General features: G+C 65.7%; 20 protein-coding genes. 8 read left to right on the top strand and 12 right to left on the bottom strand.

Features of this window, described 5'->3' with window-relative positions; genetic code table 11:
• Positions 1-9 precede the first annotated feature (9 nt).
• Positions 10-888 (bottom strand): vitamin K epoxide reductase family protein, encoded by an 879-nt coding sequence (locus WM2015_RS05190; RefSeq protein ID WP_049725049.1) that lies wholly within the window; start codon positions 886-888, stop codon positions 10-12.
• A 149-nt stretch (positions 889-1,037) separates the two neighbouring features.
• Here WM2015_RS05190 and gltB point away from each other — a divergent pair, with 149 nt between their 5' ends.
• The 6 genes from gltB to WM2015_RS05160 all read left to right on the top strand — a co-directional run bounded on the left by gltB (position 1,038) and on the right by WM2015_RS05160 (position 10,043).
• Positions 1,038-5,522: a glutamate synthase large subunit gene (gene gltB, locus WM2015_RS05185; RefSeq protein WP_049725048.1), complete on the top strand. Its 4,485-nt coding sequence runs from the start codon at positions 1,038-1,040 to the stop codon at positions 5,520-5,522.
• Positions 5,519-6,937 carry an FAD-dependent oxidoreductase gene (locus WM2015_RS05180; RefSeq protein WP_049725047.1) on the top strand — a complete coding sequence of 473 codons (1,419 nt, stop codon included), beginning with the start codon at positions 5,519-5,521 and terminating at the stop codon, positions 6,935-6,937. Before gltB ends, WM2015_RS05180 begins: the two co-directional genes overlap by 4 nt.
• A gap of 93 nt (positions 6,938-7,030) precedes the next feature.
• Positions 7,031-7,276: a hypothetical protein gene (locus WM2015_RS05175; RefSeq protein WP_211260963.1), complete on the top strand. Its 246-nt coding sequence runs from the start codon at positions 7,031-7,033 to the stop codon at positions 7,274-7,276.
• Positions 7,273-7,707 carry a type II toxin-antitoxin system VapC family toxin gene (locus WM2015_RS05170; protein ID WP_049725045.1) on the top strand — a complete coding sequence of 145 codons (435 nt, stop codon included), beginning with the start codon at positions 7,273-7,275 and terminating at the stop codon, positions 7,705-7,707. The genes WM2015_RS05175 and WM2015_RS05170 overlap by 4 nt, the downstream gene beginning before the upstream one ends.
• Before the next feature lie 129 nt (positions 7,708-7,836).
• Positions 7,837-9,243 (top strand): WS/DGAT/MGAT family O-acyltransferase, encoded by a 1,407-nt coding sequence (locus tag WM2015_RS05165; protein ID WP_049725044.1) that lies wholly within the window; start codon positions 7,837-7,839, stop codon positions 9,241-9,243.
• The gene (locus WM2015_RS05160) at positions 9,240-10,043 is read left to right on the top strand and encodes a lipase family alpha/beta hydrolase (RefSeq protein ID WP_049725043.1); all 804 of its coding nucleotides are present in this window, start codon (positions 9,240-9,242) and stop codon (positions 10,041-10,043) included. The genes WM2015_RS05165 and WM2015_RS05160 overlap by 4 nt, the downstream gene beginning before the upstream one ends.
• A gap of 16 nt (positions 10,044-10,059) precedes the next feature.
• On the opposite strand, the gene WM2015_RS05155 is transcribed toward WM2015_RS05160, so the two are convergent.
• From WM2015_RS05155 to WM2015_RS05140, 4 genes are all read right to left on the bottom strand, one after another.
• The gene (locus WM2015_RS05155; RefSeq protein WP_211260962.1) at positions 10,060-11,415 is read right to left on the bottom strand and encodes an alkaline phosphatase PhoX; all 1,356 of its coding nucleotides are present in this window, start codon (positions 11,413-11,415) and stop codon (positions 10,060-10,062) included.
• A complete protein-coding gene (locus WM2015_RS15790) occupies positions 11,412-12,539 on the bottom strand; it encodes an NHL repeat-containing protein (protein ID WP_156200886.1) in 1,128 nt (375 codons plus the stop codon). The genes WM2015_RS05155 and WM2015_RS15790 overlap by 4 nt, the downstream gene beginning before the upstream one ends.
• A 41-nt stretch (positions 12,540-12,580) precedes the next feature.
• Positions 12,581-15,385, bottom strand: a complete 2,805-nt coding sequence (locus WM2015_RS05145) for a TonB-dependent receptor (protein ID WP_049725041.1) — start codon at positions 15,383-15,385, stop codon at positions 12,581-12,583.
• A gap of 183 nt (positions 15,386-15,568) precedes the next feature.
• Entirely contained in the window at positions 15,569-16,438 is an 870-nt protein-coding gene (locus tag WM2015_RS05140) for a hypothetical protein (RefSeq protein ID WP_156200884.1), read from the bottom strand.
• 529 nt (positions 16,439-16,967) lie between these two features.
• Here WM2015_RS05140 and mgtE point away from each other — a divergent pair.
• A complete protein-coding gene (gene mgtE / locus WM2015_RS05135) occupies positions 16,968-18,347 on the top strand; it encodes a magnesium transporter (RefSeq protein ID WP_049725039.1) in 1,380 nt (459 codons plus the stop codon).
• A 487-nt stretch (positions 18,348-18,834) separates the two neighbouring features.
• Here the strand turns inward: mgtE and WM2015_RS05130 are convergent, their stop codons facing one another.
• The 3 genes from WM2015_RS05130 to WM2015_RS05120 are packed head-to-tail and all read right to left on the bottom strand — an operon-like array spanning position 18,835 to position 20,683.
• Positions 18,835-19,410: a glutathione S-transferase family protein gene (locus tag WM2015_RS05130; RefSeq protein ID WP_049725038.1), complete on the bottom strand. Its 576-nt coding sequence runs from the start codon at positions 19,408-19,410 to the stop codon at positions 18,835-18,837.
• Between the two features lie 14 nt (positions 19,411-19,424).
• Entirely contained in the window at positions 19,425-20,264 is an 840-nt protein-coding gene (locus WM2015_RS05125; protein ID WP_049725037.1) for a DMT family transporter, read from the bottom strand.
• Positions 20,261-20,683, bottom strand: coding sequence for an HIT domain-containing protein (locus WM2015_RS05120; protein WP_049725036.1), 423 nt, complete (start codon positions 20,681-20,683; stop codon positions 20,261-20,263). The genes WM2015_RS05125 and WM2015_RS05120 overlap by 4 nt, the downstream gene beginning before the upstream one ends.
• 181 nt (positions 20,684-20,864) lie before the next feature.
• Here WM2015_RS05120 and WM2015_RS05115 point away from each other — a divergent pair, with 181 nt between their 5' ends.
• Positions 20,865-21,158 carry a sll1863 family stress response protein gene (locus WM2015_RS05115; RefSeq protein WP_049725035.1) on the top strand — a complete coding sequence of 98 codons (294 nt, stop codon included), beginning with the start codon at positions 20,865-20,867 and terminating at the stop codon, positions 21,156-21,158.
• A gap of 18 nt (positions 21,159-21,176) precedes the next feature.
• On the opposite strand, the gene WM2015_RS05110 is transcribed toward WM2015_RS05115, so the two are convergent.
• The 4 genes from WM2015_RS05110 to WM2015_RS05095 all read right to left on the bottom strand — a co-directional run bounded on the left by WM2015_RS05110 (position 21,177) and on the right by WM2015_RS05095 (position 25,668).
• Positions 21,177-22,334, bottom strand: a complete 1,158-nt coding sequence (locus WM2015_RS05110; RefSeq protein WP_049725034.1) for a DUF819 family protein — start codon at positions 22,332-22,334, stop codon at positions 21,177-21,179.
• Between the two features lie 43 nt (positions 22,335-22,377).
• The gene (locus WM2015_RS16210; protein ID WP_049725033.1) at positions 22,378-22,809 is read right to left on the bottom strand and encodes a hypothetical protein; all 432 of its coding nucleotides are present in this window, start codon (positions 22,807-22,809) and stop codon (positions 22,378-22,380) included.
• Entirely contained in the window at positions 22,790-23,413 is a 624-nt protein-coding gene (locus WM2015_RS05100) for a nucleotidyltransferase domain-containing protein (RefSeq protein WP_245609809.1), read from the bottom strand. Before WM2015_RS05100 ends, WM2015_RS16210 begins: the two co-directional genes overlap by 20 nt.
• 176 nt (positions 23,414-23,589) lie before the next feature.
• Entirely contained in the window at positions 23,590-25,668 is a 2,079-nt protein-coding gene (locus tag WM2015_RS05095) for an alpha/beta hydrolase family protein (protein ID WP_049725031.1), read from the bottom strand.
• Positions 25,669-25,721: the final 53 nt, after the last annotated feature.

Here is a 25,721-nt window from a genome sequence, read left to right as displayed (position 1 = left end):
GCCGCCGGATCACTCCGGCGGCTGCCAGCCCTCCCAGTCGAAGCGAGAGTAGCGGGCCAGGTCCTCGGGCGTCTGGATGCCATCGAGGCGGCGGCTGCCGATCACCCAGGTCGGGAAGTTGCTGATGTTCTCGCTGGCGCACTCGAAGGCCAGACCGGCGTTGCGGCCATTCGGTGAGCATTCGAAGTACGGCAGATCGTCGGCGGCCGCGCCGAAGATGGCCTTCTGGTCCTGACAGGTCGGGCACCAGAAGGCGCCGTAGAAGGTGGCCCCCGTGCGATCGAGGTGCTGCGCGAGCGCCTCGAGCTTCGGATCGGCCGGCGCTTCGAACCAGCCGTTGTAGATGCCGTGCAGGGCGACCAGAAGCACGGCCACAGTCACCCCCCGACCGAGCAGGAAATTGCCCCAGAAGGGCCCTTCGTCCAGGCCTGGACGGCGGAAGGTGAGCGTGATGACCAGGGCCAGCACGGTCGCGAGCGACAGGGTGCACCACCAGCACAGGGCGTCGAGTTCAAGCCAGCCGACCAGGGTCAGGTAAAGGCTGAAGATCAGCCCGAAGAAGCTCAGGGCCCAGAGCTGCTGCCAGCGCTTCGGGCGAGCCCGGCCGAGGCCGGCCACCAGGGCGATGACCAGGTAGAGGCCGAAGCCCCAGAGCGCGACCGGCAGCCCCAGAAGGGTCGACCAACGGCTCTGCTGGACGATGTCGCAGGACGAACCCACGCCACAGCCGACCGGCGTACCGGTCGTCAGGGTGGTGATGACCAGATAGCCGGTGACCAGCATACCGAACGCACTCAGCCCCAGGGTGATCCAGTCCGGCGCGTAGCGAGGACGAGCGGGCGTCGGCTTGGCGGGTGCGTGTTTTCTGCTGCGGGACTTTCGAGCCACGGTGCAAATCTCCTGATCAACTGAATGGCAAAGCCTGCTAGCTTGCCGGAAAGGCTCAGCGTCGGCAAGCACTGCACCGGGCGCTTTCTCGCCGAGCAACTCGCGCTGAAAAGTGAAAATTCGAGTGCGCGCTCTAAAACTCAGCAGGTATGCTTGAGGGCGGTTCATCGCAAGGCGTGCGCTTGGCAGATTCCCTGCATCATCCGGATTTCGAACGGGATTCCTGCGGCTTCGGGCTGATCGTCCGCCTGGACGACCGGGCCGAACACGAGGTCCTGAGCGACGCGCTCGGCGCCCTCAAGCGCCTGACCCATCGCGGCGCCGTGGCCCCGGACGGCAAGACCGGCGACGGCTGCGGCCTGCTTGTCAAACTCCCCCTGAGCTTCCTCCGCAAGGCGGCCGCCGAGGCCGGGCTGGGCGTCGGCGATCGTTTCGCCGTCGGCATGCTGTTCCTCGATCGGGAAGACGAGCTCGCCGAGCAACAGCGCAGGCAGCTCGAACTACGGCTCGAAGCTCGCGGCCTGGAGGTCGCCGGCTGGCGCCCCGTACCGCTGCAGGTCGACGCGCTGGGCGAGCCCGCGAGAGCGCGGCTGCCGCGCATCGAACAGATCTTCGTCCAGTGGCCGGAGCGGGCCAGCGTCGAGGAGTTCGAGCGCCATCTGTTCATGGCCCGCCGCCGACTCGAAATCGAGGTCGGCCCCGAGGCCGGACCGTATGTGGCCAGCCTGTCGGCGCGGACCATCGCCTACAAGGGCATGGTCATGCCCGAGTACCTGGCCGACTTCTACCCCGATCTGGCCGATCCGGAATTCGCGACTTCGGCCGCCGTCTTCCACCAGCGTTTTTCGACCAACACCCTGCCGCGCTGGCGCCTGGCGCAACCGTTCCGGCTGCTGGCCCACAACGGCGAGATCAACACGATCCGCGGCAACCGCAACTGGACGCGCGCCCGGCGGCGCCTGCTGCGCTCGCCCCTGCTGCCCGAGCTGGCCGACTTCGACCCGCCGGTGGGCATGCACGGCTCCGACTCCAGCTCCCTGGACAACATGCTCGAACTGCTGGTCGCCGGCGGTATGCCCCTGCCCCAGGCGGTTCGCATTCTCATCCCGCCGGCCTGGCAGACCGCCGACAACCTCGACGCCGATCTCCGGGCCTTCTACGAATTCTTCAGCTTCCACCAGGAACCCTGGGACGGCCCCGCAGGCCTGGTGATGTGCGACGGTCGCTTCGCCGTCTGCGCCCTCGACCGCAATGGCCTCCGACCGGCACGGTGGACCCTGACGGACCAGGGACGCCTGATCGTGGCCTCGGAAACCGGCGTGGTCGATGTGCCACCGGAACACGTCAGGGCACGTGGACGTCTCGGCCCCGGACAGATCCTGGTCGCCGACCTCGCCAGCGGCGAGCTGCTGGATTCGGCCCAGGTCGATGACCGGTTGAAACGCCTGGAGCCCTGGCAACGCTGGCTGAAGGCCGGCGTGAAATACCTCGACTCCGAGCTCGTCGATGTGCACATGGCCGCCGAACCCTTCGACGCGGACACCCTGGCGACCTATCAGAAGATGTTCAATCTCTCGCGCGAAGAGCGACGCGAGGTCATTCAGGTGCTGGCCGAAACTCAGTCCGAAGCCGTCGGTTCCATGGGCGACGACACGCCGATGCCGGTGCTGTCCAGCCGCAACCGCTCGCTCTACGACAGCTTCCGCCAGCAGTTCGCGCAGGTCACCAATCCGCCGATCGACTCGCTCCGGGAAAGCATCGTCATGTCCCTGGAGACGGGCGTCGGGCGCAAGGGCAATGTCTTCCAGCCCGGGCCGGAACTGGCCGAGAAGGTCGTTCTGAATTCGCCGATCCTGAGCCAGCGCAAGCTCAGACAGCTGATCAACACGCCGCAGTTCGGCCTGCCCTCGGCCTTCATCGATCTGAATCGTCCCGAGGACCTGCCGCTCGAAGCAGCGATCGACCAGCTCTGCCAGGAGGCCGAGGCTGCCGTGGACGACGGCAAGCTGATCCTGCTGATCTCGGATCGCTACCTCAAGCCAGGCCATCTGCCGGTCCACGCCCTGCTCGCCACGGGCGCGATCCATCATCAACTGCTCGAATCCGGCAAGCGGCCGCTGTGCAATCTGATCATCGAAACCGGCACGGCCCGCGACGCGCATCAGGTGGCCTGCCTGGTCGGTTTCGGCGCCACGGCGGTCTACCCCTATCTGGTCTATCAGACCCTGCACGCCATGGCGGCCAGCGGCGAGATCGAGAACCCGCGCGACGAGGCCTTGCAGCTCGGCCGCGCCTATCGCCGCGGCATCCGCAAGGGCCTGCTGAAGATCCTGTCCAAGATGGGCATCTCGACGATCGCCGCCTACCGCGGCGCGCAGCTGTTCGAGATCATCGGACTGTCCGACGAGGTCGTCGATCGCTGCTTCCCGGGCGCGGTCAGCCGGATTCAGGGCGCCACCTTCGCCGACCTGCACCGTGACCAGCAGGCGCTTGCTCGCTGGGCCTGGCAGACAACCGTGCCGATCGAGCACGGCGGCCTCTATCGCTACGTCCACGGCGGCGAGTACCACGCCTACAACCCGGACGTGGTCACGACTCTGCAACGGGCCTGCCAGAGCGGTGACTACGCCGACTACCAGCGCTATGCCGCCCTGGTCAACGAGCGCGAACCCGCCACCCTGCGCGATCTGCTCCGATTGCGCTCCGATCATGCGCCGATCGAGCTCGATCAAGTCGAATCCGAACAGGACATCCTGCTGCGCTTCGACTCCGCCGGCATGTCCCTGGGCGCCCTCTCACCGGAAGCCCACGAGGCCCTGGCGATCGCCATGAACCGCCTTGGCGGCCGCTCGAATTCCGGCGAAGGCGGCGAAGACCCGGCGCGCTACGGCACGGAAAAATCATCCAAGATCAAGCAGATCGCCTCGGGCCGCTTCGGCGTCACCCCGGCCTACCTGGTCAACGCCGAAGTGCTGCAGATCAAGATCGCCCAGGGCGCCAAGCCCGGCGAGGGCGGTCAGCTGCCCGGCCACAAGGTCGATGGCCTGATTGCCCGACTCCGCCACGCCAGGCCCGGCGTCGGCCTGATCTCGCCCCCGCCGCACCACGACATCTACTCGATCGAGGATCTGGCCCAGCTGATCTATGACCTGAAGCAGGTCAACCCCGAGGCCCTGGTCTCCGTCAAGCTGGTCGCCGAACCCGGCATCGGCACGATTGCCGCCGGCGTGGTCAAGGCCTATGCCGATCTGATCACCGTCTCCGGCTACGACGGCGGCACCGGCGCCAGCCCCCTGACTTCGGTCAAGTATGCCGGCGCCCCCTGGGAGCTGGGCCTGAGCGAAATCCGTCAGGTACTGAGTGCCAACGGCCTCCGTGGCCAGGTGCGGATCCAGGCCGACGGCGGACTCAAGACGGGTCTGGACGTGGTCAAGGCGGCCATCCTGGGCGCGGAGAGCTTCGGCTTCGGCACCGCGCCGATGATCGCCCTGGGCTGCAAGTACCTGCGCATCTGCCATCTGAACAACTGCGCCACTGGCGTCGCCACCCAGAACGAAGTCCTGAGAAGCCAGCATTTCATCGGCCTGCCCGAGATGGTCGAGCGCTACTTCCGATTCGTCGCCCGCGAGGTTCGCGAGATTCTCGCCGACCTCGGCGTGACGCGCCTCGAGGACCTGATCGGGCGGACCGAGTACCTGGAGCGCATCGAAGGCCTGACCGAACGACAGAACCGCCTCGATCTCGCCCCCCTGCTCGGGGAAGCCGGTCTGGCCGACGGAGCGCGCTTCTGCACCCGATTGAGAAACCCGCCGCACGATCGCGGCCTGCTGGCCGAGCGCATCCACACGGACACGGCCGAGGCCGTCGCCACCGGTGCCGGCGGCGAGTTCACCTATGCCATCGCCAACAGCGATCGCTCCATCGGCGCGCGCCTGTCCGGCGAGATTGCCCGCCGCTGGGGTGACCCGGGCCTGTCCGGCCCGCCCCTGGCCATCGATTTCGAGGGCAGCGCCGGTCAGAGCTTCGGGGCCTTCAACGCCCCCGGCCTTCAGCTGAGCCTCACGGGCGAGGCCAATGACTACGTCGGCAAGGGCATGGCCGGCGGCCGCATCGTGCTCAAGCCCCCAGCAGCCGCTCGCTACGCCAGCCAGGACACGCCGATCATGGGCAACACCTGCCTGTACGGCGCCACCGGCGGCGAACTCTTCGCCGCCGGCCAGGCCGGTGAGCGCTTCGCCGTTCGCAACTCCGGGGCCGTGGCCGTGGTCGAGGGCGCCGGCGATCACTGCTGCGAGTACATGACCGGCGGCGTCGTGGTCGTGCTGGGCCGCACGGGCATCAACTTCGGCGCCGGCATGACCGGCGGCTTTGCCTACGTGCTCGATCAGGACCGTGGCTTCGTCGACCGCTACAACCACGAGCTGATCGACATCCAGCACATCGCGCCGGACCACATGGAAAACCACGTGCATCACCTGCGCGAGCTGATCCAGCAGCACCTGGCGCTGACCGGCAGCCGGCACGCCGAGACCATCCTCGACGACTTCCGCCGCCTGCTGCCCAAGTTCTGGCTGGTCAAGCCCAAGGCCAGCGATCTCGACGAGCTGATCGACGCGCTCCGGAGCGCCGCATGAGCCGGGTCCGCAACAATCCCCTGCATTTCCTCGACACCGAGCGCCAGGATCCCGAGGTGCTCAGCGTGCCGATCCGCGTCAAGGGCTGGGACGAGATCTATGGCGGCTTCGACCGCCACGGCGCGGCCGATCAGAGCGCGCGCTGCATCAACTGCGGCAACCCGTACTGCGAGTGGCAGTGCCCGGTGCACAACTACATCCCCGACTGGCTGCGCCTGGTCAAGCAGGGGCGCCTGTTCGAGGCCGCCGAGCTCTGCCACCAGACCAATTCCCTGCCCGAGATCTGCGGTCGCATCTGCCCCCAGGACCGCCTCTGCGAGGGGGCCTGCACCCTCAACGACGGCCTCGGCGCCGTCACCATCGGCTCCGTCGAGAAATACATCACCGACGAGGCCGTGCGCCAGGGCTGGCGCCCGGACCTGTCCGAGGTCGAGCCCACGGGCAAGCGCGTCGCCATCGTCGGCGCCGGGCCGGCGGGTCTGGCCTGTGCCGATGTCCTCGCGCGCCAAGGCATCGAGGCGGACGTCTATGACAAATACCCGCGCATCGGCGGCCTGCTGACCTACGGCATCCCGCCCTTCAAGCTCGAGAAGGACGTGATCGAGACGCGCCGGCGACTCCTCGAAGGCATGGGCATCCGCTTCCACCTGGGCGTGGAGGTCGGGCGCGACATCGAATTCCAGACCCTCATCGACGAGCACGACGCCGTCTTCCTGGGGCTGGGCACCTACCGCGCCGTCGACGGCCGAATCCCGGGCCAGGACCTGCCCGGCGTGCTTCAGTCCCTGCCCTACCTCATCGGCAACGTCGGCCAGGTGCTGAACGAACCCCTCGCGGGCTTCGACTATCAGCACCTCGAAGGAAAGCGCGTCGTCGTCCTCGGCGGCGGCGACACGGCGATGGACTGCAACCGCACGGCGATCCGCCAGGGCGCGGCCTCCGTGACCTGCGCCTACCGCCGCGACGAAGCCAACATGCCGGGCAGCCAGCGCGAGGTGAAGAACGCCCGCGAGGAAGGCGTGGAGTTCCTGTTCAACCGCCAGCCCGTCGAGATCCTCGGCGACGGCCGGGTCGAAGGCGTGCGGGTGGTCGAGACTCGGCTGGGCGAGCCCGACGAGAACGGCCGCCGCCGCCCGGAGCCGATCGAAGGCAGCGAACAGATCCTGCCCGCAGACGCCGTCATCATCGCCTTCGGCTTCCGCCCCAACCCGCCGGACTGGCTGATGGCGGCGGGCGTGGATACGCACGATGACGGGCGACTGATCGTCGCCTCGAACGGCCATGCGCCCTTCCAGACCACGAATCCAAAGGTGTTCGCCGGCGGCGACATGGTGCGCGGCGCCGATCTGGTGGTCACCGCCGTCTGGGAAGGACGTGAGGCCGCGAAGTCCCTGAGCTCGATTCTGATGAGCTGATCAACGGGACTCCATTGAACGGACCGGTACTTGCCGCACCCGAAGGGCCTCGGTAGGATATGGGCTTATTCCCTCGTCCATATGGGCGCCCACATGAAGACAACCGTGGAAATTTCCGATGCCGTTCTGTCTGCTGCTCGCGCCCTGGCCAAACGCGAGCACACAACGGTCAAAGCGTTGATCGAGCGCGGCCTGAGGCATGAACTGGCCGAGGCCGAGCGGATCCAGGACTTCAAGCTTCGACGTGCCTGCTTCAGTGGTAATGGGCTACGCAAGGACAGCCAGGGACTGGAATGGGATCGCCTGCGCGATCTGGCCTACGAAGATCGTATCGAATGATCGCCATCGACACGAACCTCCTGGTCTATGCGCATCGGGAGGACAGTCCGTTTCATCCTCAGGCCTATGAACGGATCGAGTCGCTGGCGACATCCCGGGCCCCGTGGGCCATCCCATGGCCCTGCCTGCATGAGTTCTACAGCATCGCCACCCATCCGCGGATCTTCGACCCACCGACACCGTCGAGTCAGGCACTCGATCAGATCGATGCCTGGCTGGAGTGTCCCGGACTGAATCTGATTTCTGAAAGTGTTCGCCATTGGAGCGAACTGCGACCGATGCTCGACTCCGCCCGCATCGTCGGGCCGAAAGTCCATGATGCTAGGATCGCCGCAATCTGTCTTCAGCATGGGGTCACCGAGCTCTGGACTGCGGACCGCGACTTTTCCGTCTTTCCGAATCTGAAAGCACGGAACCCATTGGTCGCCTGACCGACACCAGAGAGCCCTTGATGCGATCTGCATTCGTGCCGGGTGATATGAAAGGCACGAGTCCGGAGACACTCGTGCAAGCGCTCCGATCGGGCGTATAGTGAGTCGGATGCACGAGCTCGACCAAGCATGAGCAAGCACCAGCCACTCAGCGGCCTCGACGCCGCCTTTCTCTACCTCGAAGGATTGGGTACGCCGATGCATGTGGGCAGCCTGATGCTGCTCGAGGCCGGCCAGAGAAAAGGCGGTGATTTTCATCAGCAGCTGCGTGATCACGTCGCCGATCGGCTTGCCGCCGCCGCCCCCCTGCGACGCGTGCTCGAAGACGCGCCGCTGGGCCTGAGCCATCCGATCTGGCGTGGCGATGCGGAGCTCGATCTGGACTGGCATATCCAGCATCGGCGCCTGCGCGCGCCGGGCTCGATGAAGGCGCTGATGAAACTGACCGGCCGCCTGCACGCCGAGCCGATGGACCGCGACAGACCGCTCTGGCAGCTGGTCGTGATCGACGGCCTGGCCGATGGACGCGTCGCGCTCTACAGCCGCATCCACCACGCCCTCCTCGACGGCCAGGGCGGCGTGGCCCTGGCCCGGGCCCTGCTGGACACGGAACCGGACCCTGAAACGCCGGGCCATCGTCCGCCCCCGGCACCGGCCAGCCACCCCAGCGGCAAGGCCCGTCTGGCCGTGCGCGCTGCTGGCTCGACGGTGAGTGCCTGGGGCCGCTGGATGCGCGGCCTTCCGGACACGGTCAAGCTGGCTGCCTCCGGCGTGGGTTCGCCCATCAGGACCGTGGCCGGCCTCAGAGACAGCCTGCTGTTCGCCCCGAAGACGCGCTTCAACGTCCAGATCGGCGACCAACGCGCCTTCGGCGTGACCAGCCTGGCGCTGAAGCGGATCAAGGGGGTCGCCCAAGGCTATGGGGTCAGCCTGAATGACGTCGTCATGGCCCTGTGCACCGGCGCTCTGCGATCGGCGCTGAAGCAGCACGGGGAGCTACCCGACAGGCCCTTGATCGCCGGCATGCCGATCAGCCTTCGAGCCCAGGGCAATGGCGAGGCCAACAACCAGGTCTCGATGGTCCAGTGCGAACTGCCGACCGACGAAGCCGACCCGATCGAGCGTCTCAAGCGCATCCACGCCTCGACCGGCCGGATCAAGGCCCGGGTCCAGACCTTCAGCCATCTGATCCCGACCGACTTCCCCGGCCTGGCCGCACCCTTCTGGGCCACGGGCCTGAGCCGTCTCTGGAAGGCCGGTCGCCTGTCAGAGCGCTTGCCGGCGCTGGCGAACCTGGTCATCTCCAACGTACCCGGACCACCCGTACCGCTGTTTCTCGCAGGCCGTCGCATTTCACACTACTACCCGATCTCGATCGTGACCCACGGCCTGGGCCTGAACATCACGGTTCAGAGTTATGCTGGAAGTCTGGAGGTCGGCATCCTGGCCTGCCCCGAGGTGCTGCCCGAGCCCGCTCGCCTGGCCCGGCGCATCGACCAGGCCCTGGACGAGCTGGAAGGAGGAATCACGACATGAACTGGCTGGACCGTTTTCCCCTGCGCGCGCCCCACCCCGTGCTGATGGCGCTGGAAGGGCGTGCCTTTTTCGAGTGGAGCTCACTGGCCGTGAGCTGGCCGATCCTGAAGCGAGCGCCCGCCGGTGATGGCCACCCCGTGCTGGTCCTGCCGGGCCTGGTCGCCAACGACACCAGCACCTGGCCGATCCGACGCTTCCTCAACAGTCGTGGCTACGCGGCCTACCCCTGGCGTCAGGGTTTCAACATCGGGCCCGTCGACAACCTGGTCGAACGCCTCGAGGAACGACTGGACACCCTGCACCGCCGCCATGGCCGCACCGTCAGCCTGATCGGCTGGTCCCTGGGCGGTGCGATGGCCCGCGCCCTGGCCGTTCGCATGCCCGAGCACGTCCGCAGCGTGATCACCCTGGGCTCCCCGATCCAGGCCGAGCATCAGGCAACCAATGCCTGGCGGATCTTCGAACTGGTCAGCGGCTGGAAGGCCGACGACCCGCGCCTGGCCGAGTGGCTGCTCGAGCACCCGATGGCGCCCAGCACCTCCTTCCTGAGCAAGACCGACGGCATCGTCAACTGGCGAATCAGCATGGCGCCCGAGCACGAGCTGTCGGAAAACATCGAGGTCAGCGCCAGCCACATGGGCATGGGCGCCAACCCGATCGTGCTCTGGGCGATCGCCGACCGCCTGGCCCAGGCCGAAGGTGAGTGGAAACCACTGGCCCGCGACAACCCCCTCCGCAGCCTGCTCTATCGCGACCCCAAGAAGGCTCGCCTGGCCGACCTGATCGCCACCCGAGGTTGAAGCTCGTTCGTGAGATTCAGGTGCCGGCGGTCGGAAACGGGCCGTGGATGGCGAGCGTCAAACCGTCCTTCTGGATATTGACGAAGAGGGTCTGGCCGTCCGGTGCGAAGCAAACGCCGCAGAGTTCGGACGTGGAATAGGCGTTGCGCCCGAATTCGTAGAGTTCGCCTGCGGGCGTGACCCCGACCAGACCCGCATGATCGTCCCGGTCTTCGCACACCAGAAGGTCGCCCCAGGGGCTGACCGTCAGGTTGTCGCAGGACTTCATCAAGCGATGATCGCTGGATTGCACGAACAGGCTCAACTGCTCGTCGCTCGGTCGATAACGGAAGATCTGGCCATATCGATCAGGCCCGCCGTTGGTGCAGGCGAAATAGGCTTCGCCGTCCCCCCACCAGAGACCCTCGCCACGCGCGAACACGGCCGCGCCCCGGGCCGCACCTCGATGACGCAGATCGTCGTCAGGTGCATCGATGCGGTCCAGATCGATCCATTCGACGGCCAGGGCTTCATTGACCGCGATCGATGAGGCGCCGTTCTCGGGCCAGTTGCGCGTGTCCGATCGACGGCGATCCTTCAGGGCGAGGGCCTGCAGGCGTCCGCCGGCCGCCAGTTCACCGGGGCGGTTCGGAATGAAGCGATAGAACAGGCCGTCCGATCGGTCCTCGGTCAGGTAGACGATACCGGTGGCGGGATCCACCGCGCAGGCCTCATGGTTGAAACGACCCATGGCGGTCAGGGGCACGGGTTCGACCGCTTCGGTGGCCGAAGCCGGCACTTCGAACACCCAGCCATGGTCGCGCGTGTAGGTCTGTTGATCGCTGCGGACCACCGTCTCCTCGCAGCTCAGCCAGCTGCCCCAGGGCGTGGGCCCGCCGGCGCAGTTGTTCTCGGTCCCGGCCAGACTCATCCAGGAGCGCGTCACACGGCGGGCGCTCGGATCATAGACCAGGGTCGTCGTGCCGCCGGAACAGGCCAAGCGGCGACCCGGATCGTAGACGCGGCTCGCATCGATCCGGTCGGCCAGTTCGCCGTTCGGACCGAAGGGGCCGAGGGCGGACTCGTCGTGTTCGACTTCGTGATTGCAAATCAGGATCACCTGTCCATCCGCGCCCGGAAAGGCCGCCATCCCATCGGGCAGACCGGGACGACGCAGGCCATCGTGCATGGTCTCGCCGAGGCGGGCGATCACCGTGTAGGCAAAGCCCGCCGGCAGGTCGAATACCCCGGCCGGGTCCGGCCGGACCGGCCCGAAATCCCGCCAGCCGGGCAGGATCGCATGGGCCCGGCCCAGCACCTGCCGTTGATAACCGATGAAGGCCGCGCCGACCGCGGCCGCCGAACTACCGATGAAGCGACGTCTGGAAATCACTGCATTACGTCCTGCGTACAGGGGGTCAGATTCAGCGCGGATTGTACTTCGGCCCAATCGAAGGCGCCGACGTTGCCGTCATCGTGCACGGCATAGAAGGCGCCGCCCGGGAAGCCCGGCAGCGGCGCCGGATGCAGCCAGACGCCATCGGTGTTCGCCGTCACGGCACCGGTGAAGGCGCCCAGCACGTCCAGACCGAGACGGTCGAGGACCAGGAAGCGATTGTCCAGGTGATCCTGGTCGGTCACGACCCAGAACCCACGCCCGTCCTCGCAGGCGTCCAAGGCGGTGCCTTCCGGCTCGTAGAACAACTCGCCATCCAGGGCGGTCTCGCCGGTAAAGCGACCCTCGAGATCGAAGATCTTGAGGTTGAGTGCATCGGGATGCTCGTCGGCGACCAGCAGACGATCATTGGCCGGGTCCCCCCAGAGCGATTCGACCTTGAACAAACGGCCGACACCCTCGGTCGGCCCGAGGCGCCGATGCTCGACCAGCTCGAAGCGGCCGTCACGATCCACGATGTCGAAACGATGCAGGCGGCCGTCGAGCTCGGCATCCGGCGGCACCTGCTCGTCGACGGTCTCGTAGGAATCGGTCACGAAGATGCGGTATCCAGTGTCGGCCCGCTCCATCCAGAGGCCGTAGGGCTTGACCAGCACATCGGCCCCGAAGATCCCCAGCGGCGCGAAATCCGGCAGGCTCAGGGCCTGCAGGCGATGGTTGTCCCGCTCGACGATCCAGACCAGATCGTCGATCACGAAGAGGCCGTTCGGACGCAGCAGCCTGCCGGGCGCATTGCCGGTGCCGCCGGCCTCGCCCAGACGCTCGCCGGTCGCGGCATCGTAGATGATCAGGATGTCGGACTCCTTGGCCGTGGCCAGCAGCCAGTTCCGCTCGACGCCGTCGCTCCAGACCGCGACCGAATCCACGTTGTCGCCCTCGTCGCGCTGCGTGAGCCAGCGCTCAGCGACTTCGGTGGCCGGCCGCGGCGTGGGCGCCGTCTCGACGAGCGGCGCCGGCGCCGACGACGGGCTCGGTGCGGCATCCCGGCCCTGCTCACCGCAAGCGGCCAGCAGGGCCAAGGCCAGGAGCGAAAGGACTCCGAACCCGCTCGTTCGCATCATCGTGGCCATGACCCCGGTTTGCCGATTGCGATGCCCTGCCATCAGAAGCGACCGCGCAGACCGGCGCTGACGCTCACGCCGTACTCTTCGAGCTGGAACACATTGCCCGAATCGCCCTGATAGAGACGCAGGGCCTCATCGGTGATGTTGATCACTTCGAGCATCGCTTCGATCTGGTCGGTGAAGCGCCAGGATGCGGTCAGGTCCAGCTGGGCATGGTCGTCGACGTAGACATCGAAACGCGCATCATCGCCAATCTCTTCAAGGTACTTGCCACGATGCGACCAGCTCAGGCGCGTCGACAAAGGGCCGCGCTCGAAGCCCAGGTACAGGTTGGCGATCGACTCCGAGGCCTGCGGCAGGGAGAAGGTCTCGCCCGGGCGCTCGGCAACGGTGAATTCGGTGTCCATCGCGGTGAGGTTCACACCGAACAGCAGGCCGTCCAGGGACTCGTTCCAGACGCCCAGGTCGTGCTGGAAGTTGAATTCGATGCCACGGGTCTCGCCCGAGGTGCCGTTGATCGGCCGTTCGACTTCGAAGCCCGGCAGGCTCGGGTCGTTGTCGGTCACGAAGTCGACCACGAAGTCATCGATGTCCTTGGCGAACAGGCCGATCGAGAAAATGCCCGCCCGCGGCAGGTACCAGTCGAACATCAGGTCGATGTTGCTCGACGTGATCGGGTCGAGGAAGGGATTGCCGGCCTCGGCTTCCAGATCCTCGCGGAAGATGACCACGCCCGGAGACAGTGCGCTGAAGCTGGGACGTGCCAGGGTGTTCGTCCAGGCGGCGCGCAGGACGATGTCATCGAAGCCTTCGTAACGAGCCAGGATGCCCGGCAGGAATTCCGAGTAGTCGTTGGAGGCACGAACGGTCTGGACGCCGGCCAGTTCTCCGTCCTCGTCGAAGTCGATCGCATTGCCGCGCGCCTTGAACTCCGTGTCCTCGAAGCGGGCACCGGCGATGATGCGCCAGTCATCGATGTCGAGGGTACCCATCAGATAGGCGGCGGTCACGTCCTCGCTGGCGCTGAAATCGGGCGCCGTGGACAACAGCAGATTTTCACCGAGGTCGCCCGGACGTTCGCCGAAGGCCTCACGGTTGGCGAAGAAGTACTCCCGGAACAGGCGCGAGCTGATGCCCTCACCCATGCTGCCGAAGGGGAAGCTGAAACCGGGGCGGGTGAACGGACCCAGATCGAGATCCGGCACGACGCGCAGCTCGACCTCGTTTTCATCCACGTCCTTGTCCTTGTAACGGGCATCGGCGCCGAACTTCAGGGTGAACTGATGGCCGGCCCCGAACAGGAAGGCCCGCTCCAGGTTGAGGCTGAAGTTGGCGTCTTCCTCGTCGGTGAAGGCCTGGCTCAGCACCACTCGATCCAGTGCGAAGTTGCCGTTGACGAAGATGTCATCGGCGGCCACGCCGCCACGATTGATGTCGAACACCGGCACACCGCTGCCGAAGCGAACGTCGGCATCGACGTCATCCCCATCCAGCTCGAAGCGGCCTTCGATCTCGTCCGGCGCGTCCTCGCTGGCCTCCGAGTAGCCGGCGCGGTAGTCGATGGTCCAGTTCTCCAGACGGTGCTCACCACCCAGGGCCAGGGCGAAGGTTTCCTGCTCCTTGCTGCGGTAGCGCACGCGGCGGCGGATGCCGTCGGCCTCGACACCGCGGAACTCGGCGACTCCTCCGTTCAGGGCGTCCAGATCGCCATCCTCCCAGACGCTGATCGAACGCTGGCGCGTCTCGGCGTCGTTGAACTGACTGTAGAGCGCGTTGAAGAAGTACTGATCGCGATAGTTCGGGCGGAAATCCAGGTTCAGGTGTGCACCGAGGCGATCGCGGGTGATGAAGTACTTGCGCTGCTGCGTCTCGATCGGCGCGAACACTTCGCTACCGGTCGATTCCTCGTCGATCAGATCGTACTCGGTCTCGATGTTGTCGGACTGGAAGTCACGCTCGAGATAGTTGATGCCGAAGCTCAGGCCGATGTTGTCCTGGCCGCCGAAGCCGTCGAAGACATTGCTGTAGGCCAGCTCGCCGCGGATACCGCTCTCGCTGCCCAGGTCGGCGTACAGACCCTCGATGCGGTAGCGGATGACCTGAGCTTCGCTGTCGAAGGCCGACGGCGAGACCACGTTGACCGCACCGCCGATGGCATCGCCGGGCATGTCCGGGGTGGGCACCTTGACCACTTCCAGACGCTCGACGGAACCGGTCGGGATCAGGTCCAGCGGCAGCTCGCGATTGCCCGGCTCCGGCGTGCCGATGCGCATGCCGTTGAGCGAGACGTTGTTCAGGTTCGAGTTCAGGCCGCGGATCGTCACGAAACGGCCCTCGCCCTGGTCGCGCGTGATCGAGATCCCCGGCAGACGCTGCAGGGCCTCGGCGACGTTCTGATCGACGAAGCTACCGATGTCATCCGAAGACACGACATTGGTCACGGCGTCGGCGCTGCGGTACTGGTTGAGTGCGCGCGAGCTGGCCTGCGCCTGGCTGCGCACCTCGATCCGATCCAGCGACAGGGCCGTGCTCATCGACACATCGAGGTCGATGGTCTCGTCAGCCTCGATAGTGACGGTTTCCATGCGGGTCTCGCTTCCGAGGTACTCGAAGCGGACTTCGATCACACGGGCAGGCAGGCCTCGCAGAAGGTAGCGACCGGCCTGATCGGTGACGGTGAAGCGGTCGAGTTCGCTGACCGAGATTCGAACACCCTCCAGGCGCCCACCGCGGGCATCGGTCACCTCGCCCTGGATCGAGCCCGTCTGGGCCAGTGCCTGCGGAACGAAAACGAAGGAAAGGACCAGACAGAACAAGAACAAGGAAAAGCGAATGGATTTCATCGGAACGCATCACGGGTGGAATCAGCCCGGGGATGCTAGAGAGGAAATGCTGCAGTCCGGTTGCCGACCGATGAAAGGACGATGACGGTCGAGTCCCGACCGCTGACTCAGCGCCGGTGTCTCTCAGAAGAAACCGGCCGTGCAGACTCGCGCCGCGTCCGAGAATTGCGAATCAAAGGCTCTTTAGCCTCCGCTGCGCCGGGCGGCACGCTGCCGGGCGATGGCTGATAGAAGAAGGTTGTAAGCCTCGAACTGGCTCGGGCTCATGCTCTGATAAAGGATGCCATCGAGCACGTTCTGACCATCGCACTGGAATCCGGGCTGGAAGCAATAGGCACTGACCAGAAAGTTGTTCAGCGAACAATCGCCGACAAACTGGCAATCCAGGCTCGCATACAGGGCATCAAGCACCTGTTCGGCCTGGGCCTGTGACAGACGTTCCATCGGCGACCAATCCTCGACGAGACCCGGGGTTCGCTCCTCCCAGAGCAGCTCCGTGGTCATTGCCACCAGCAGGGCGTCGTCCGACTGCAGCTGGAGGAACAGCGCCTCCGGGCCCGCCTCAAGGGCCTGTGCCAGTTGCTGTTCCACCGCGACTCGCTGGGGGTTCCCCCTCGGGTCGACGCTGCTCGTGATCTCGACAAGCTCGTTCAGCTTGCTTCGCGCTTGCTCGGCCCCCAGCTGGGAGCTCATCCGACGGCACCAATCCATCCCCGGGTTCGCCAGCATTGAAGCGATCATGGCCGAGCTGGAGCCCGTCTCAGAATCGGACTGCGCCAGGGCACCCCGCGCCTCCAGCGCCAGGAGACCGAGGGCCACCCCGCAGGTGGCGTAGATGCCGGACACGACATCCCTCGCCTCGTCTCGAACCAGAAGATCGTCGTCGTCCAGGAATTCGAGCATCTGATCCGGCGACAGTCGCATCACCGCAGCCCGCAGCTGCGGGCTCCAGGGCCCCTCCGCTTCGATCGCTGCCTGCCGAAGATCGAACAGATCCCGACTCCGTTCCTGGCCCTCGATCGTCGAACGGCTGATGGCCGGTGCTTCTGCCATCGCCTCACCTTCCTGAGCCGGACCTTCAGCGCTCGCGGGGGGAGCCGCATCACTGCCTCGATCGATTCCGAGCAGAACCGCCCCGATAGCAGCAAGAACGAGCACACCGAACAGGAAGGCAAGCGCCAGTCGTGATCTGCTCACTTGATGTTTCTCCGAAGCGTCGATGAAGTTCAGGGAAGAAGCGAAGACCGTTGCAACTCGCGTACTGCGGGCCGATGCGAATCGGACGCCCCCCGCGCCGTCACACTCGCCCGCAGATATCAACCCGGCAAGCATGCAGGTCCCATTCCTGCAAGAAAGATAATATCGCGAAAACAGTTAACTCAATAGGCAAAAACCGTGATGGCGAACGGCTTCTTTCTCCGCGTCGCCTGTCTCCAGTGACATTCGGGCTGCAAGCGCCTTCGACCCGGCAGAACAAGGCCCACATGCCGCGAGGAAGCGCGAGAAACCCTCGGCCCGACCGGCAAGACCTGCAATAATCCATCGACCCAGGCAGATTTGAGCTGATCCCAGGAGCGCGATCATGCAGACCGAGACACCACCAGAGAACGAAGATCTGAGCGACGGTCTGGACCAGGAACGCATCCAGTCGGTCATCGAGGCCGTGGACGCACAGGATGCGGAGCAGTTGAGCGAGCTGCTCGAGCCCCTGCACGCGGCCGATGTCGCCGACCTGATCGAGCAGATCAGCCCGCCCGAGCGCATGGCCCTGGTCGAGCTCTGGGGCGAGGAGATCAACGGCGAAATCCTGTCCGAACTCGACGAGTCGATCCGCGAGCCGCTGATCGAAGCCCTGCCCGCCGAGGTCCTGGCCGAAGCCATTCGCGAGCTCGATTCGGACGACGTCGTCGACCTGGTCGAAGACCTCGAGCACGAGCAGCAGTCCCGCATCCTCGAGGCCCTGGAGGCCACCGACCGGATCGGGGTCGAAAGCGCCCTGAGCTATCCGGAGTACTCGGCCGGCCGCTTGATGCAGCGCGAGCTGGTCGCCCTGCCCGAGGACTGGAGCGTCGGCCAGGCGATCGACTACGTCCGCAACAACGAAGAACTGCCGGACCAGTTCTATCACGTCATCCTGGTCTCTCCGGCCATGAAACCGGCCGGCTACGTGGCCCTGGGACGGCTGCTGTCTTCGCGGCGCGATACCGCCCTGTCAGACCTGATGGAACCGAGCTTCCGCACGGTGACCGTCACCGACGAGGAAAGCGAAGTCGCCTACCTGTTCAACCACTACCACCTGATCTCGGCCCCCGTGGTCGACGAGAACGGTCGCCTGGCCGGCGTCATCACGATCGACGACGCCATGGGCGTCCTCGACGAGGAACACGAGGAGGACATGCTGCGCATGGCCGGGGTCGACGAGGACTCGAGCCTGACGGACACGGTCTTCCAGACCACCAAGGGCCGCGCGCTCTGGCTGATGGTCAACCTGCTCACCGCCATCCTGGCCTCGATGGTGATCAACCTCTACGCCGAGACCATCGACCAGATGGTCGCCCTGGCCGTCCTGATGCCGATCGTCGCCTCGATGGGCGGCAATGCAGGCACCCAGACCATGACCGTGGCCGTGCGTGCGATCGCGACGCGTGAACTGACTCCGAGAAACGCGATTCGAGTCAGCTGGCGAGAGATCACGGTAGGCGCCATCAACGGCTTCGGCTTCGGCCTGATCATGGCGATCATCGCCGCACTCTGGTTCGGCGTGCCGATGCTGGGCGCCGTGATCGCCCTGGCCATGCTGTTCACCCTGGTGGCCGCCGCCCTCGGCGGCATCGTCATCCCGATCGCCCTGGAGCGGCTGAACATCGACCCGGCCCTGGCCTCCGGGCCCTTCGTCACGACCATTACCGACGTCGTGGGCTTCTTCGCGTTCCTGGGCCTTGCCTCGGTGCTGTTGCTGTAGGCGAGGACGGTTACCAGATAATCGGTGCTGGATCGGGGCACCCCGGAGAATCCGAGGCCGTTGCCCAAGCCGCTTTCGATATCGATCGATCGATCGATCGGAGCAGCGTAGGTCGGGGCCACGTCCCCGACGGACCATGTCCGAAACATCTCCTTCAATCCGATGATCAGCAACGCCGTAGCCAAACGTCCGGTGCCCATTGAACGTCACAGGCCGAAACCCCGGCGATGACGGCGATATTCGTGTGCGGGGTTGTCGAAATTGCGGGGACATTGTGCAGTCGCGCTGACGGAGATACTTGGAACATGGTCCGTCGGCCGCGTGGGGCCGACCTACGCAGGGCTCCGATCGGGCAATATCTCTAACGAGCCAGACCCTTTCGTCCTCGCAGTCTCTCGGCCACCGCGATCGCCCCCGTAGGTCGGGGCCACGTCCCCGACGGACCATGTCCGAAACATCTCCGCCAACCCGACGATTAGTCCATGCCTCAGACCAGCAGGGAAGGATGGGTGCCAGCAAATACCGGATCGGCGTCCAGCTTCACCATCAAGGCCTCAAGATTCCGCTTGCCGTCGATGGCAAAGCGCTCGCGAAAGGCCGCCCAGCTCAGGTAGCAGCCCACTCGCAGCTGGCCGTCGCTAAAGGGCGCTTCGAGTGTATCGAGGCCCTGAGCACAGCGGGCATCGAGCTCAGCCAGGACGCTCTCGACCCGGGCCGCCTGGCGCGCCAGATAAGGGACCTTGGCCGGCGTCAGGCCCTCCTTTTCGAGCAGGAACAGATTGACCGAGGCATCCAGCCCCGTATTGGCCAATAGGAAGGTCTCGTAGTCCTGGATGTCCGGCATGAAGACCTGACCGGCACGCTCACGAAGATGGCGCAGGATGCTGGCCGAGTCGTGGAGGCGCAGCTCGCCATCGTCCAGAAACGGCACCCTGGCCGTCGGCGAGCGCAGCGCGCTTTCCGTGTAGTCGGTTTCGACGAATTCGTGCTCCAGCTCGGTCTGGGCCAGAACGATCCGGCAATGGCGAACATAGGGCGAGGTGGTGGAACCGTAGAGTCTCATGGATCGAACACTCCTCAGGATGGGCGGCGCCGCCAGGGCGCGATGACCAGCAAGATGCCACCGAGAATGATCGCGCCAGCGCCGATCAAGCGCAAGCCGAGGGGCTCGGCCAGCAGAATGACCCCCGCCACCGCGGTCAATACCGGCACGAGCAGCTGGGCCACGGCGGCGGTCGAGGTCCGGATGTATCCGAGGGCGGCATACCAGACCACGTAACCAAGCCCCGAGGCCAGCGCCCCGGACGCCATGGCCAGCGCGAGCCCGGCCCCGTCCCATTCGGCCCAGCTCCAGCGACACAGGGCGAGACCGATGGCCGGCAGCGCCGCGATCAGGAAATTGCCCGCCGTGGCACGGGTCGGATCACCGGCCCCTCGCGCCCTGAGCGTGTAGATCGCCCAGGCCACTCCGGCCGCCACCATCAGCAGGGCCGGCATCAGCGGCGGCCGGGCGAGCCCCGGCAACAACAGCCACACCAGGCCGGCCAGGGCCAGCGCAAATCCCAGCCAGGCCGACCCGGCCAGCCGCTCGCCGCGAATCAGGCTCCAGGCAATCATGCTGATCTGCACCGCCCCGAACAGCAGCAGGGCACCGGTGGCTGCGGTCAGGAAGACATAGGCCAGGGAGAAGCAGAGCGCATAGGCAAACAGCGCGAGCGCCGAAGCCAGGCTACCCTGGCCAGCCGGCGTGCTCGAACGGATCCCCACGATCAGGGCCAGCACCAGGGCTCCACTGGCCAGGCGGACGGCGGTGAAACTGATCGGGTCGATCGCCGTCTCCACGAGCGCCAGGCGCGTCAGCACGGAATTGGCCGCAAAGGCGGTCAGCGCCAGGCTGACCAGCAGCACTGCCTTCATGCGTGATCCGGAGTCTGCTGCAGTGCGCGGCGCAGGCGCTCGATCTCGTCTTTCGCACCATCAGGCCAGGGCTCGGGCGTGCCCACGCCCCAGACTGGCGCCGGCCAGGCGGCGTCGTTACGGAAGCGGCCGATCACGTGCACGTGCAGCTGGGGCACCACATTGCCCAGGGCGGCGATGTTGAGCTTGTCCGGCGCGAAGACCGAGCGGACGGCCCCGGCCACCACCCGAATCTCATCCCATAAACGCATCTGATCCGCGGCATCCAGATCCAGCACTTCCACGGTGCCGGGTCGAGCCGGCACCAGCAGCAGCCAGGGAAAGCGTTGATCGTTCATCAGCCGAAGCTGGCAGAGTTCGAGGGAATCGATGGGCAGAGAGTCCGCGGCCAAGCGAGGGTCGAGCTGAAAGCTGTTCATAGGGGGCGATGCGTCCTGGTCCTTGCAAACGTTAGCACGGCGCTGCAGACGAAAGGCGATTCGGCGCCGAAGTCCGACACGGCCGAGCGGATGGTGCAGAATGACCCAAGGTTCTTGCCGGGCCGTCATCGGTCGACCCCGGCGAGGCCTCACTTTCATCCAAAGGCGAACAGGAATTGCCATGAGCGGATCCAATCAGAATGAGTTCATTTCGACCATGAAGGAGCGCCTCGATCGACTCGACGAGGAAATCGAAACGCTCAAGGGTCGCGCCGATCGCTTCGAGGCCGAGGCGCGCAAGGAATACGAAAATCGCCTGCACGATCTGCGCGCCAAGCGCCGCGAAACTCAACGCCACTTCGACGAACTTCGCGCAGCCGGCAAGGAGAAGTGGCAACAGGTCAAGGACGAAACCGAACACGCCTGGAAAGCCCTGGGCAACTCCTTCAACTACTTCAAGTCGCACTTCAAGTAGGGAACGGGACGACCGCGGTCAGCTCAGCGCGTAAACCAGGCTGAACCCGACATAGGTGCCCAGCAGATTGCCCAGCGTGCCAAGGGCGATACCGGGCAGCAGCAGGTCCGGGCGTTCGAATCGCTCGACCAGAGGCAGCACGACGGTCGCACCGCCGACCGTCGTGGCCGAGGCCACGGCGACGGTTTCCGGGGACTGTCGGAGCAAGCGCCCGGCCAGCAGGACCACCAGGGCGTGGACCGCAATGATCAGGGTCACGTAGGCCATCAGCTTGAGCCCGAGCCAGCCGAGGGAAGCAAGCGCGGAGAGTTCGCAGTAGGTCGCCAGGGCCGCCAGAAAAAGATAGGCGCCGAACATGCCGAGGATCTGGCCGCCCTTGAGGCGAGCAACGGCCTCGAACTGGGCCAGGATCAGGGCCAGGGTGGTCAGGATCAGAATCGGCGGCACGGCCAGCCCTGTCCACGCCGCCAGCCGGGCGGCCAGCCAGTCGGACAGGACAAAGGCGCCGACGCCAAGCGCCAGCAGCATGACCAGATCGCCCAGGTCGGGGCGCCGATCCTGGGCCGTGCGCGCAGCGCCGGCTTCGGCTTCACACTTGGCCGTTTCCAGCGGGTCCCGCCGGGTGAGCCAGCGTCCGACCAGGCGCGGGAAGAGCAGCAACAGCGCGATCCAGACCACCGTCAGCACGTGATCGGCCACCACCGCCGCGGCGTACAGGTTACCGCTCTCCATCACGCCGAAGTGCAGCGCGACGGCATTGAAATTGGCGCCACCGCCGATGTAGGTCGCAGCGAACATGCCGGCGAGAGGCGCATACCAGGGCGCCATCCATTCGGACGCGCCCAGCAGGTAGCCAGCGATCAGCACCCCGGCCAGGGTGCCGAGCGCGGCGAAAGCGAACATCAGCCCGAGCGGCAGGCCGACTTCCACCAGCGAGCGAAGCCGGGCCTTCAGCAACAGCAGGAAGATCGAAATCGGCGCGGCCGTACCCAGCAGCTGGGTGTAGATCGGCGTCGGCTCGCTGGCCAGGGGAATCACGCCGAGATTCGCGACGGTCGCGGTCAGCACGATCACCCACAGGGCGCTGCCCAGCCATTGCCCGTAGCGCTGGCGACCGAACCAGTGCGCGACCGCGATGCAGACCAGCAGCACGGCGAGAATCTGGAGCTGGGTCACCTCGGGTCGCCAAGCTGTTGGTAGAGCTGACGCGCCGCCGGCTTCATGACGGATCCGAGGGCGGAGTCAGCGCATCGATCTGCTCCGCGACGACCTGACAGGCGGCCAGCAGATCGGCGAGAAGCCGATCATCAATGTTCAGATCGCCTTCGTACTCACCGAGATTGCGGACATCATGGCATTTGGCCAGGACCCGCCAGACTTCCGGACCGAGTCCAAGTGTTTGTGGCAGCACCTGAAACACGATGTAGCGATGATTGGCGCGATAGCCATGCCAACGCAGCGCAGCCAGGCACAGCGCGTGAGCGGCGTTGTAGGCCAGATCGAAACGACCCTCCGGGGAGAGCCCTTGCAACTGAGCATCGGCAAGCCGCGCCAACCCTGATCGCTTCAGCCCATCGAATTCGCGCTGATCGGGGGCTTCGCGCGCCAGCGGCTTTCCTGATCCGGTGAGCCTATCGAGCCTGGAGCTCATCCTCGCCCCCGATCAACCAGATCTTTTCGCCCTGCAGCACCCGACAGGCAAAAGCGTTGTGATCCTGCAGGCGTTTGCCCAACTCCGCGCGTGAGTACACCGTCGGATTGATCGGGCGATCGAGCTGTTCTGTCGCCGGCTCCAGCGCTGCAAAAAGCTCGGCATAGCTCAGCTCATCACTGATCACCATCAGGTCGATATCGCTGGCCGCTGAATCCTGGCCCTTGGCCACCGAGCCAAACACGAAGGCCTGAGAAATCCGATCCTTGAGAGGCTCCAGAGCAGCACTCAGCACATCCGCCAGGCCCACTGTCTTCAATACCAGGCCCCGTAGTTCATGGAACACGGGCGACTCAGGATTGGCCTGATAATGCTTCTGGCGTCCGATGCGCTTCACGGTTACGAGGCCCACCGCCTGTAGGCGTGCGAGTTCACGCTGCACGGCACCGGTCCCCATGTTTGCCAGAGCGATCACCTCGTTGGCGTAAAAGCTCCGGTCAGGATGGACAAACAACAAGCCGAGCACGCGCTGCTGGACCTTGGTAAACAGCGCGTCCGCCAGGCCGGTGGCTCGGGCGGCATCGTTGGGAGGCGACTTGTTCAATATTGTTCCCATTTCGGGTATCCTAAACCCCGTTTTGGGTATGTCAAGGCCTCCATGGCCATCTCGATCGGAATAAGCTCGGCGCCACTCAGCGCATTTTCTCGCTCTACTGCCCGCTGGCAGTCGGGTTCGACTGACCAGAAAAGCTCTGCAATACCGTAGCCGGAAGTGACGGGCTATTCACCGGAATCAGCGTCTCCAGGCTTGAGCTGGTTCGGCGCATCGTAGCGTTGGAACCAGGCCAGGATGTTGTCGATCTTGGCGATCAGGTGCGAGGGGCGCGAGGCGATGCCGTGGGCGGCTTCGGGCACGCGGATCATGACCGTGTCCACGCGGCGCAGTTGGAGGGCCTGGTAGTACTGCTCCGTCTCCGACATGGGGGTGCGGTAGTCGTTCTCGCCGGTGATCAGCAGGGTCGGCGTGGTGACGTTGCCGACCAGGGACAGGGGCGAGCGCTGCCAGTAGTGCTCGAAGTGCTCCCAGGGCAGGCCCGGGAACTGGCGCTCGATCTGGCCCGGATAGTAGTCGCCGGTCAGGGTCTTGGAGATCCAGTTGATGACCGGCTTGGCCACGGCGGCGGCGCGGAAGCGATCGGTCAGGCCGATGGCGTAGGCGGTGGCGATCCCACCGGCCGAACCGCCGGTGATGAACAGGCGTTCGGGATCGACGAAGCCCAGTTCGATCATCGCATCGACCCCGCTCATGTGGTCGCCGAAGTCCTCTTCCGAAGAATACTTGTACTCCAGCAGCATGCCGAAGTCGCGGCCGTAGGACGAGGAGCCGCGGTGGTTGTCGTAGAAGACCACGAAGCCTTCGGCGGCATAGCGCTGCATCTCGGCCGAGAACTCGGCGCCGTAGGCCAGGTGCGGGCCGCCGTGAATCTCGAGGATCATCGGGTAGCGCTGCGTCGGGTCGAAGCCCGGCGGGGTCAGGTACCAGCCCTGGATCTCGGTGCCGTCCACGGAGGAGCGATAGTTGATCTCGTGCACCTCGGCCAGCTCGCGGTGGTCGAGGAGGTTGCGGTTGAGATCGGTCAGGCGGCGCTGCTCGCGGCCGATCCGGACGTGCACATCGGCCGGCCGCTGGGCGGTGCCGGCGGTGTAGGCGATCCTGCGATTGTCGGAGACGTGGAACATGCCGCTGAGATAGGGTCGGCCGATGGCGGTGCCGCCCAGACCACTGACACGGACCTCCCAATCGCCGTCCAGGTCGATCTCGCCGACGTGGCGCTGGCCATGATCATCGAAGCGGAACCAGAGACTGTCGCTGTCGGCGGCCCACTGCGGGTCGCTCATGGATCGATCCAGCTCGACGCCCAGACGCCGGAAGTCACTGCCATCGGGACGGACCAGGGCCAGGGACGATTCGGAATACTGCCGGCCCTGATGGTCGTCGTACTCGAAGGCGATCCAGCGCCCGTCGGGCGAGACCGTGGGCGAGGAAATCATGCCCTCCCGCTCCGTCAGCTGCACCATCGTGCCGTCAGCGACATCGACCCGATGGAGATCGCGCTGGCCGAGTTGATACTGCCAGCCCTCGGCGCGGTTGCTGGTGAAGAGCAGGGATTGCCCGTCCGGCATCCAGGCCAGGGGGCCGTGGTGGTCGTAGTCACCGGAAGTGATCTGCCGTGCGCTACCGCCTTCGGCCGAGACGACGAAGACGTGCTGGAATCCCGGCTCGAGAAAGCCACGGCCATCGAAGCGATAGATCACGCTGTCGATGACCCGCACCGCCGGCGCCCATTCGGCACCTTCGGGGCGATCGGGCGGCGTGGCCAGGGAGGGCTTGTCGGCGGGCACCTGCATGACGAAGGCGATCCACTGCCCGTCCGGCGACCAGGCGATCGACGAAGGCGTGGCGTCCAGATTACTGACCAGGGCGGTCTGCCCGCCGTCGAGCCAGTGCACGAACAGCTGCGCCCGGCCGTCGGCCTCGGCCACCCAGGCCAGGCGCTCCCCGTCCGGCGAGAAGCGCGGCGAGGAGGCGCTGCCGCTTTCCGAGAGCAGCGGCCGATGATCGCTGCCATCGGCATCGATGATCCAAAGGTTGTACCGGGTTCGATCGATGAGGATGTCGTTGATGGCGCGCCGATAGACGATCGTCTCGCCGTCGGGGCTGATCTGCAGCTCGGAGGCCCACTGCAGACCGAACAGATCACGCGCGCTCAGGCGCTCCTCGGCCGACAGGGCGAAGGCAAGGCCGAGCAGCAGCAGACCGATGAGCACTCGGAATCGAACGGGGCTGGAAACTGACATCTTTCATGCATCCGCAAGGTGGAAATCGGAACTCAGTCTAGCAATCCACCAGC

This window comes from Wenzhouxiangella marina, assembly GCF_001187785.1.
In the GTDB taxonomy this organism is placed as follows: domain Bacteria; phylum Pseudomonadota; class Gammaproteobacteria; order Xanthomonadales; family Wenzhouxiangellaceae; genus Wenzhouxiangella; species Wenzhouxiangella marina.
The sequence above is the reverse complement of the archived record's forward strand: the minus strand, read 5'-3'. Positions and strand labels throughout refer to the sequence as shown.

Coding starts and splice junctions, on each gene's coding strand:
- gltB (WP_049725048.1), top strand. CDS start 1,038: ATGCTTGAGGGCGGTTCATCGCAAGGCGTGCGCTTGGCAGATTCCCTG.
- WM2015_RS05180 (WP_049725047.1), top strand. CDS start 5,519: ATGAGCCGGGTCCGCAACAATCCCCTGCATTTCCTCGACACCGAGCGC.
- WM2015_RS05175 (WP_211260963.1), top strand. CDS start 7,031: ATGAAGACAACCGTGGAAATTTCCGATGCCGTTCTGTCTGCTGCTCGC.
- WM2015_RS05170 (WP_049725045.1), top strand. CDS start 7,273: ATGATCGCCATCGACACGAACCTCCTGGTCTATGCGCATCGGGAGGAC.
- WM2015_RS05165 (WP_049725044.1), top strand. CDS start 7,837: ATGAGCAAGCACCAGCCACTCAGCGGCCTCGACGCCGCCTTTCTCTAC.
- WM2015_RS05160 (WP_049725043.1), top strand. CDS start 9,240: ATGAACTGGCTGGACCGTTTTCCCCTGCGCGCGCCCCACCCCGTGCTG.
- WM2015_RS15790 (WP_156200886.1), bottom strand. CDS start 12,539: ATGATGCGAACGAGCGGGTTCGGAGTCCTTTCGCTCCTGGCCTTGGCC.
- WM2015_RS05145 (WP_049725041.1), bottom strand. CDS start 15,385: ATGAAATCCATTCGCTTTTCCTTGTTCTTGTTCTGTCTGGTCCTTTCC.
- WM2015_RS05140 (WP_156200884.1), bottom strand. CDS start 16,438: ATGGCAGAAGCACCGGCCATCAGCCGTTCGACGATCGAGGGCCAGGAA.
- mgtE (WP_049725039.1), top strand. CDS start 16,968: ATGCAGACCGAGACACCACCAGAGAACGAAGATCTGAGCGACGGTCTG.
- WM2015_RS05130 (WP_049725038.1), bottom strand. CDS start 19,410: ATGAGACTCTACGGTTCCACCACCTCGCCCTATGTTCGCCATTGCCGG.
- WM2015_RS05125 (WP_049725037.1), bottom strand. CDS start 20,264: ATGAAGGCAGTGCTGCTGGTCAGCCTGGCGCTGACCGCCTTTGCGGCC.
- WM2015_RS05120 (WP_049725036.1), bottom strand. CDS start 20,683: ATGAACAGCTTTCAGCTCGACCCTCGCTTGGCCGCGGACTCTCTGCCC.
- WM2015_RS05115 (WP_049725035.1), top strand. CDS start 20,865: ATGAGCGGATCCAATCAGAATGAGTTCATTTCGACCATGAAGGAGCGC.
- WM2015_RS16210 (WP_049725033.1), bottom strand. CDS start 22,809: ATGAGCTCCAGGCTCGATAGGCTCACCGGATCAGGAAAGCCGCTGGCG.
- WM2015_RS05095 (WP_049725031.1), bottom strand. CDS start 25,668: ATGTCAGTTTCCAGCCCCGTTCGATTCCGAGTGCTCATCGGTCTGCTG.